Annotated in this window: 9 protein-coding genes; 3 read left to right on the forward strand and 6 right to left on the reverse strand. The window is 62.2% G+C overall.

All coding sequences use genetic code 11. The annotated features are described in order from the left end of the window. Both ACOVQ0_RS11660 and rimO read right to left on the reverse strand, forming a co-directional pair. A partial coding sequence (locus ACOVQ0_RS11660; RefSeq protein WP_421884590.1) for a DUF1993 domain-containing protein occupies positions 1-566 on the reverse strand: 566 nt, incomplete at its 3' end. A gap of 6 nt (positions 567-572) precedes the next feature. Next, positions 573-1979 carry a 30S ribosomal protein S12 methylthiotransferase RimO gene (gene rimO, locus ACOVQ0_RS11665; RefSeq protein WP_421884593.1) on the reverse strand — a complete coding sequence of 469 codons (1407 nt, stop codon included), beginning with the start codon at positions 1977-1979 and terminating at the stop codon, positions 573-575. A 128-nt stretch (positions 1980-2107) separates the two neighbouring features. Here rimO and ACOVQ0_RS11670 point away from each other — a divergent pair, with 128 nt between their 5' ends. Next, positions 2108-2515 (forward strand): DUF1761 domain-containing protein, encoded by a 408-nt coding sequence (locus ACOVQ0_RS11670; protein ID WP_421884596.1) that lies wholly within the window; start codon positions 2108-2110, stop codon positions 2513-2515. Here the strand turns inward: ACOVQ0_RS11670 and ACOVQ0_RS11675 are convergent. Genes ACOVQ0_RS11675 through ACOVQ0_RS11690 form a run of 4 tightly spaced genes read right to left on the reverse strand, consistent with a single transcriptional unit; the run spans position 2502 to position 5848 of the window. Continuing rightward, a complete protein-coding gene (locus tag ACOVQ0_RS11675; RefSeq protein ID WP_421884598.1) occupies positions 2502-3539 on the reverse strand; it encodes a potassium channel family protein in 1038 nt (345 codons plus the stop codon). The two genes, ACOVQ0_RS11670 and ACOVQ0_RS11675, sit on opposite strands and share 14 nt — an antisense overlap. A 6-nt stretch (positions 3540-3545) precedes the next feature. Beyond that, entirely contained in the window at positions 3546-4331 is a 786-nt protein-coding gene (locus ACOVQ0_RS11680; RefSeq protein ID WP_421884601.1) for a peptidoglycan DD-metalloendopeptidase family protein, read from the reverse strand. After that, positions 4328-5611 carry a serine--tRNA ligase gene (gene serS / locus ACOVQ0_RS11685; RefSeq protein ID WP_421884604.1) on the reverse strand — a complete coding sequence of 428 codons (1284 nt, stop codon included), beginning with the start codon at positions 5609-5611 and terminating at the stop codon, positions 4328-4330. The genes ACOVQ0_RS11680 and serS overlap by 4 nt, the downstream gene beginning before the upstream one ends. A gap of 45 nt (positions 5612-5656) precedes the next feature. Then, entirely contained in the window at positions 5657-5848 is a 192-nt protein-coding gene (locus ACOVQ0_RS11690) for a YgaP family membrane protein (RefSeq protein ID WP_421884606.1), read from the reverse strand. A gap of 412 nt (positions 5849-6260) precedes the next feature. On the opposite strand from ACOVQ0_RS11690, the gene glmS reads away from it, so the two are divergent. Together glmS and ACOVQ0_RS11700 are read left to right on the forward strand one after the other, a co-directional pair. After that, a complete protein-coding gene (glmS, locus tag ACOVQ0_RS11695; RefSeq protein WP_421884608.1) occupies positions 6261-8084 on the forward strand; it encodes a glutamine--fructose-6-phosphate transaminase (isomerizing) in 1824 nt (607 codons plus the stop codon). A gap of 12 nt (positions 8085-8096) precedes the next feature. Beyond that, positions 8097-8549 (forward strand): tRNA (cytidine(34)-2'-O)-methyltransferase, encoded by a 453-nt coding sequence (locus tag ACOVQ0_RS11700; protein WP_421884611.1) that lies wholly within the window; start codon positions 8097-8099, stop codon positions 8547-8549. The last annotated feature ends 101 nt before the right edge of the window (positions 8550-8650 follow it).

Here is an 8650-nt window from a genome sequence, read left to right on the forward strand (position 1 = left end):
TAAGCTTGCGGCATAGTTCCGGGGCGCAGATGGCCGAACAGATGTGCCACATAATCGGCTTTGCCCAATTCCACACCCTGACTGCGCAGGATCGTATAAGCCGTCATCACGTGGAAGTAGAACTGCGGAACGGCCCAGTCCCGCGCGTATTGTTCGGTGGTGAAATCGAAGATCATGCCGTTGGGAAGCTGATGCGCCAGCGCCCTTTCAGAATCGTCTGACGCATCTGCGTCTGCCATCGCGCGGACGATTTGTGCCGTCTCTTCGATCCGCGCCCGGGCATCGGCAATCGTGCCGGGTTGCTCACCCGCATTGCGGCCTTCATCCAGCAGCGCTGCGATCGAAGGCGGAAAGTCCGCGTCTGCCAGACGGTACATGCCTTCCTGCGCCTGAACACAGGCAAAGCGGATCTGCGTGGCTAGCGGAAACATGTCGGGCGCGAGCCGTGCCCCCAGCAGCGCGTCCGCCCCTGCCTGTCCCAACTGCGCTTCCGCCTTTCCCAGCCACTGCGAAAGCGCAGTGAGCATCTGGAGGTAGGTCGGTGCAAGAAGGCTGGCAGGCGTCATCCAGCGTCAGCCCGCGATCACGCCATAAAGGTCATGCGCGTCTGCGTCTTCGATCAGAACAGTCGCAAAATCGCCGGGTTGCAGGTCATCCGGGACGTTGCGCAAATAGACCGCACCGTCGATCTCCGGCGCATCTGCCTGCGAGCGCGCGGTCGCGCCCACGTCGCCATCCTCGTCCGGCTCGCCCACTTCGTCCACGATCACCCTGATCGTGCGGCCAACCTTGGCGGCCAGCTTGGCCGCGCTGATGGCTTCGGTCTTTTCCATCAGGCGCGCATAGCGCTCTTCCTTGACCTCTTCGGGCACCGGGTTGGGCAGATCGTTCGCCGCCGCGCCCGCGACCGGTTCGAAGCGGAATCCACCCACGCGATCAAGCTGGGCTTCTTCCAACCATTCCAGCAGGTATTCGAAATCGGCTTCAGTCTCGCCAGGGAAGCCCACGACGAAGCTGGAACGGATGGTGAGGTCGGGGCAAATCTCGCGCCACGACTTGATCCGGTCGAGCACCTTGGCTTCGTTCGCCGGGCGCTTCATCGCGCGCAGCACGTTGGGGCTGGCGTGCTGGAACGGAATGTCGAGATAGGGTGTCACAAGCCCTTCGGCCATGAGCGGGATTACCGCATCGACATGGGGGTAGGGGTAGACATAGTGCAGCCGCACCCAAGGCGTATCACCTTCCGGCGTGCGCAACTGGCCAAGTTCGCGTGCAAGGTCGGTCATGTGCGTGCGGACCGGTTGCCCTTTCCACATGCGTTCTTCATGCCGCACATCCACGCCATAGGCCGACGTGTCCTGGCTGATCACCAGCAGTTCCTTCGTGCCCGCCGCCACCAGCTTTTCCGCCTCGCGCAGCACGGCATCGATACGGCGGCTGGCGAGCTTTCCGCGAAGTGAGGGGATGATGCAGAAGGCGCAGGCGTGGTTGCAGCCTTCGGAAATCTTGAGATAACCATAGTGGCGCGGGGTCAGCTTCACATCGCCCGGTTCGGCCTGCGGGATCAGGTCGATATACGGTCCCATGCTGGGCGGTGCGGCTTCGTGCACCGCTTCGACCACGGCTTCATACTGGTGCGCACCGGTTACGGCGAGAACCTGCGGGAACTTGGCGCGGATCACGTCCGCCTCATTCCCCATGCACCCGGTCACGATAACGCGACCGTTCTCGGCAATCGCTTCGCCAATGGCGGAAAGGCTTTCTTCCTTTGCGGAATCAAGGAACCCGCAAGTGTTGACCAGCACCACATCGGCCCCGGCATAGTCCGCGCTCATGGCATAGCCATCGGCGCGCAAACGGGTGAGAATCCGTTCGGAATCGACCAGCGCCTTGGGACAGCCAAGGCTGACCATGCCGACTTTGGGGGCTTCGGGAAGTACGATGGGGGGAATCTGGCTTGCCATTATGGCGCGGCCCATAGGCGAAAATGCACGGCACGTCACCTATGGTCAGTCGGACACTCCATCTTGGACTGGCACGGCGTTGCAATGGCCGCGTGCCAAGCGTAGCATGATCGCGCAGCGGGGGCTTGGAAAAGAAGGAAATAATGGGCCAAGTCAACTGGATCGCGGTGGTTCTTGCAACGCTTGTCGCGCTGGCGGTGTCAGCCTTGTGGTATGGCCCGGTGTTCGGTCGTGCGCGATTGGAAGAAGTCGGGCCGGGCAAACTCGGTATCCGCCGTTCGCCCGCGCGCACGGCGGCGATCACCGCAGCACTGCTGTTCATTACCGCCACCATGATGGGGCACATGTTCGCCCGCGTGGGTGAGGCAACGCTTGACGTGAAGTGGTGGCTCTATTTCATGATGTCTGGCGGGCTGGCGATTGCTTTCGTGATCCCATCGCTGTGGATCAGCTATTCGCATCAGCGCATCAGCACACGGCTTGCCCTGATCGACGGCGGGTTCTGGCTGACTGCCTATCTTGCGATGGGGTTGGCGTTCATGCTGGCGTAGGCGTGATTTCAACGATCACGTCACCTGCCTTCAATTCTGCGGCACCGGCCTCCCAGAAGCCGATGGCGGCCCCAGCGCGATAGATGCGCAAGCCCCGCCCGCTGGCCAATGCAGACAGCGGCTTGCCCACTTCGTCAGGGGTCACTTTGCGCTCTACCAGTTGCACGCGCCCTTCGATCGAGGCGAGATCGGTTATGTAATCCGCCACGTGCGTGCCATGCGCAGACCCTGCCATGAGCAGGCCGGTAAAGCGCACAGGGTTGATCACGGTCGAAGCGCCTGCCTGCCGGGCCAGCACTTCGTTGTCCACGGCGCGCACCACGGTGCTGATCGGCACATTGGGAGCCAGATGGCGCGCAGTCAGCGTGATGAGGATCGACGTATCGTCCCGTCCGGCAGAGACGAGGATCGAGCAGGCCTTGTCGATATGCACGTCCATCAGCGTGGCATCGCGGGTGGCATCGCCTGCCATCACATTACAACCAAGCCGCGATGCTGCATCAAGACGCGCATCGCTGGGGTCGATCACCACGATGCAGTGCGGCGGTGTGCCGCGTGCAATCAGTTCCGCCACCGCTTCCGAACCCGATACGCCGAAACCAAGCACGACGATATGATTGGTGAGGTTCTTCTGGATCTGCGCCATGCGAAACCTTTCCCAGCTGCGCTTGATGATGAAGTTGTAGGCGGTGCCAACGAAAATGAAGAGCACCGCGATGCGGATCGGCGTAACGATCACAGCTTCGATCAGGCGCGATCTGTCGCTTACCGGGGCGATATCGCCAAAGCCGGTGGTGGTGATCGAGATCATCGTGAAATAGACGACATCGAGAAAGCTGATCTGCCCGTCGTGCGTGTCTTTCAGGCCCGCCCTGTCGATCCAGTGAACCAGCACGACCACGGCGACCAGCCCGAAGGCCGCGCCCAGTCGCAGGCCAAGGTCGGCCCAGACCGGCACTTTCAGCGCACGCCGCAGCAGGCTTCCGGGTTTGCGTCCGCCGCGCCGCAGGAGGTGCAGGTCCATCGCCCCTTACAATCGTGGCGGCAGATAAAGTTCCGGGTCGCGCGGCACATTGTTGCGACGCAGTTCGAAGTGGACGGTGGGGCGCTGCACTTCACCGCTTCTGCCGACCAACGCGATGCGTTCGAACGCCGTCACCTTGTCGCCTTCTTTCACCGTCATCGTGCCAAGATAGGCATAGGCGCTGACGAAGCCGCCACCATGATCGATCAGGATCAATTGGCCGAAGCGCTCCGGCTCCTTGCCTGCATAAAGCACGGTTCCGGCCGCCGCCGCGCGAACCTTGGTGCCATAGAGAGCAGCCAGATCGATACCGTTGGAGGGGATGCCCGAAACACGCTCGCCAAAGTGGGTGACGACTGCCCCTTCGGTTGGCCACTGCAATTTGGGCGCGTCGGATTCACGCGGCGCCAGCGGTGGGCGCAGCGGTGGCGCAGGGCGCGGGCTTGGGGCAGGGCGTGCCACGGCCTTGGGTGTGGTAACCGGCGGGGCCGGTAGCTTCGGTGCGGGAGCCGGGGTTGGAGCGGGTGAGGGGGCAGCAACCGGCGCCACCTTTGACACGCTTCTGGGATCGGGGCGTTTCAGCACTTGCCCGATGCGGATCACGTAAGGACTGGGAATGTCGTTGGCCGCACCCAGCGTGGCCATGTCCACGCCCCAGCGGCGGGCAATATCCGCAAAGGTATCGCCCGCCTGCACGGTGTAGCTCCAGGCAACGATCGGTCCGCGCGCAGCCGTTTGCGCCACAAGCGGCGTTGCCAGCAGCAACGCAACTGCAGCCAGCAGCCGTTTCATCCGGCCAGCGGCACCAGACGGGTCAGCCCGCCCATATAGGGAAGCAGCACTTCGGGCACGTCCACCGATCCGTCCTCCTGCTGGTAGTTTTCCAAGACTGCCACCAGAGTGCGGCCCACGGCAAGGCCAGAACCGTTGAGCGTGTGGACGAATTCGGTGCCCTTCGCATCGGCAGGGCGATAGCGGGTATTCATCCGCCGCGCCTGAAAATCACCGCAGTTCGAGCACGACGAAATCTCGCGGTAGGCGTTCTGCCCCGGCAGCCAGACTTCAAGGTCATAGGTCTTGCGCGCCGTAAAGCCCATGTCGCCGGTGCAGAGCAGCATCTTGCGATAGGGCAGGCCCAGCGCTTGCAGCACGCCCTCGGCACAAGCTGTCATGCGCTCATGCTCAGCCTCGGACTCTTCTGGCCGTGTGATAGAAACGAGTTCGACCTTCTCGAACTGGTGCTGGCGGATGAACCCGCGCGTATCGCGCCCGGCGGCGCCTGCTTCAGACCGGAAGCAGGGCGTCAGCGCCGTCATCCGCAAGGGCAGTTGCGCATCATTCAGGATCTGGCCCTGTACCGCATTTGTCAGGCTGACTTCGGCGGTGGGGATCAGCCAGCGGCGATCCGTCGTGCGGAACAGGTCTTCGGCAAACTTGGGCAGCTGGCCGGTACCGAACACGGCCTCATCCTTCACCAGCAGCGGCGGGATGCACTCCATATAGCCGTTCTCGCCGGTCTGGCGATCGAGCATGAATTGCGCCAGCGCGCGGTGCAGGCGGGCCATGCCACCCTTAAGGAAGGTGAAGCGCGCGCCTGCAATAAGCGCGCCGGTTTCGAAATCGAGACCAAGCGCCGGGCCAAGGTCTGCATGTTCCTTTGGCGTGAACGCAAAATCGCGCGGGGTGCCCCAGCGGCTGACTTCGGCATTGCCAGCCTCGTCCTCGCCTTCGGGCACCTCGGCGGCGGGCAAGTTGGGGATGGCAGAAAGTGCGGCGTTCTGCAGCGCAGTCTGCGTGCGCTCGTCCTCTTCCAGCGCGGGCAGTTCGGTTTTCAGCGCGGCAACCTCGGTCTTCAGCGCTTCGGCGGTGTCCTTGTCGCCTTTGCCCATAGCCGCCCCGATGGCCTTCGAAGCCTCGTTCCGGCGCGCCTGCACCTCTTGCATCCGCGTGGCGATGTCGCGGCGGCGGGTGTCCATTTCAAGGATGGAAGCCGACGCAGCTTCAACCCCACGGCGGGCGAGAGCGGCGTCAAAGGCTTCCGGGTTTTCGCGGATCAGGCGGATATCATGCATGGGCGCGGCTATGCCGCCTCGATCCTGCGGTGGCAAGAGTCAGGGTTATCGGCGCGGGCAGGTATTCAGCCCGATGAGCGTATACAGCGGACAGGTCCGCATCAGCCCGGTCAGCAGCGGCACAACTCCAATCCACCCCAGCGGCGTCTTCGGTCCGACGAACACCAGCGCGATCAGCACAAAACCCAGAACGATACGCAGCGCACGGTCGATGCCGCCGACATTCAGCTTGAACATGGGATCCTCCATTGCAGACAGGATCGACCATGACGCATTATATTAGCGTTTCATTGATTTTGCGCAAAGCCTGAAAGCATTTTCCTACACGTGGGCAAGCTGGCACTGTCCGGCACATGCGCCGCCATGTCTTCCAGCTTTTCCAGAATCTTGCACCCGTCTTCAGCGGGAAAGCTCCCATGCCTTCGCGGGAAATCTGATCGACCTTACCCGCGCCCTGATTTGTTTCTCTGGACCGTGTAAACTGTGTAAACCCTTTCAGGAAAGTCGCTGCAAACCTGAACGAAAACTCTTCGCAATGCCGGTTCATTCCTCGCTGGACAAACCTCCTTACGCTGGCAAATGGAAAGACAATGCCAACGATTTCGTGCCAGAACGTGCGCGATAGCCAAGTCAGGATTGAACAAAAACCATGTGTGGAATTATCGGGATTGTCGGCAAGGAACAGGTGGCAGACCGGTTGGTCGATGGTCTGCGCCGCATGGAATATCGCGGCTATGACAGCGCGGGCGTCTGCATGGTCGAAGACGGGCACCTCGTGCGCCGCAGGGCCGAAGGTAAACTCAACAACCTCGTCGTCGAACTGGCACGCAATCCGGCGTCAGGCCTGATCGGCATCGCTCATACCCGCTGGGCGACGCACGGCGCGCCGACCACCAGCAACGCCCATCCCCACGCCACGGGTGAAGTCGCGCTGGTCCACAATGGCATCATCGAAAACTTCAAACCCTTGCGCGAAGCCCTGATCGCCCGCGGCCGCACGTTCGAAAGCGAGACGGACACCGAAGTCGTCGCGCATCTCATTTCCGAACAGGTAGAAGCAGGTCGCAGCCCACAGGATGCGGTAAAGGACGTGCTGCCCCAATTGCGCGGCGCTTTCGCGCTCGCGATCGCATTTCGCCAGCATGATGACATGCTGATCGGCGCCCGCCTCGGCTCTCCTCTGGTTGTCGGCTACGGTGAAGGTGAAACCTATCTCGGCTCCGACGCGCTGGCGCTTGCTCCACTCACGCAGAAGATCACCTATCTCGAAGAAGGCGACTGGGTGATCATCACCCGCGATGGTGCGCAGATATTCGACGCAGACAACAATCCAGTCGAGCGTCCCGTCGTCGCATCCGGCGCAACCGCCGCGGCGATCGAGAAGGGCAACTACCGCCACTTCATGCAGAAGGAAATCTTCGAGCAGCCAGTGGTCGTCGCGCAAACCCTGCGCTCCTACTTGCGTCGGGTCGAACAGACCGTCGCCCTGCCGCAGATCGATTTCGATCTTGCCAGCATCAATCGCGTCACCATCGTCGCCTGCGGCACCAGCTTCTATGCGGGAATGGTCGCCAAATACTGGTTCGAACAGTTCGCTCGCCTGCCGGTAGACATCGATGTCGCATCCGAATTCCGTTACCGCGATCCCGTGCTGGAACCGGGCGGCCTCGCCCTGTTCATCTCGCAAAGCGGCGAAACGGCTGACACACTCGCTGCGTTGCGTCATTGCAAGCAGGCAGGCCAGACCATCGCGGTCGTCGTCAACGTGCCGACCAGTTCGATGGCGCGCGAGGCAGATCTGCTGCTGCCCACCCACGCCGGGCCGGAAATCGGCGTCGCCTCGACCAAGGCCTTCACCTGCCAGCTTGCCGTATTGGCAGCGCTCGCAGCACACCTCGCGGTCAAGCGCGGTCGCCTGACCCGCGAGGAAGAAGCTGCAATTGTCGAGCAACTCGTCGAAACACCCGCCTGCCTCAACGCCGCGCTGGCACATGACGAAGAAATTGCCGGCATGGCGCACCTCATCGCGCCTGCGCGGGACGTGCTCTATCTCGGGCGCGGGCCCGATTATCCGCTGGCGCTGGAAGGCGCGCTCAAGCTCAAGGAAATCAGCTACATCCACGCCGAAGGCTATGCCAGCGGCGAAATGAAGCACGGCCCCATCGCCCTTATCGACGAGGCTGTGCCGGTCATCGTGCTCGCCCCCAGCGGTCCGCTGTTCGAAAAGACCGTCAGCAACATGCAGGAAGTGCGTGCGCGCGGCGGCAAGGTGGTGCTGATTTCCGACGCAGAAGGAATCGCCGAAGCGGGCGAGGGCTGCCTCGCCACGATCGAGATGCCGAAGGTGCACCCGCTGATCGCGCCGCTGGTCTATGCCGTGCCGGTGCAGTTGCTCGCTTATCACGTGGCCGTGGCCAAAGGCACGGACGTCGATCAGCCTCGCAATCTGGCGAAGTCGGTAACGGTCGAATAGCGTTAGGTTGCCATGCGTCTCGCACTCTACGAACCCGAAATTGCCGGAAACGTCGGCGCGGTGATGCGGCTGGGCGCCTGTATGGGCGTTGACGTTGACCTTATAGAGCCGATGGGTTTCGTTTGGGATGACCGCCGGGTTCGCCGAGCGGCTATGGACTACATCGATCATGTCGCGGTGACGCGCCACGACAGCTTCGAATCGTTCCGCTCGTCGCTGGCAGATCGTCGCTTCGTCCTCTTCACCACCAAGGGCGATGAATCGCTCCACGAATTCCGGTTCAGCTCCAGCGACGTGTTATTATTCGGCAAGGAAAGCGGCGGTGTGCCGATTGCAGTTGCCGAGGCGTGCGATGCCTTGGTGCGAATCCCCATCAGGCCGCAGGTGCGCTCGCTGAACCTCGCGATTGCCAGCGCAGTCGCACTGGGCGAAGCCTTGCGGCAGACGGGTGGCTTCAAAAGCTGAGGCTTTCCGGCGCTTTGGCGCCTTTCGCCCACACCTCGTGCAGTAATTTTCAAAAAACTGAAAGATTGGCTGTTGACGCGAATCGGAGTGGTGTTTAGAGG

Origin of the sequence: Novosphingobium sp. (genome assembly GCF_049240505.1) — a bacterium.
Lineage (GTDB): Bacteria > Pseudomonadota > Alphaproteobacteria > Sphingomonadales > Sphingomonadaceae > Novosphingobium.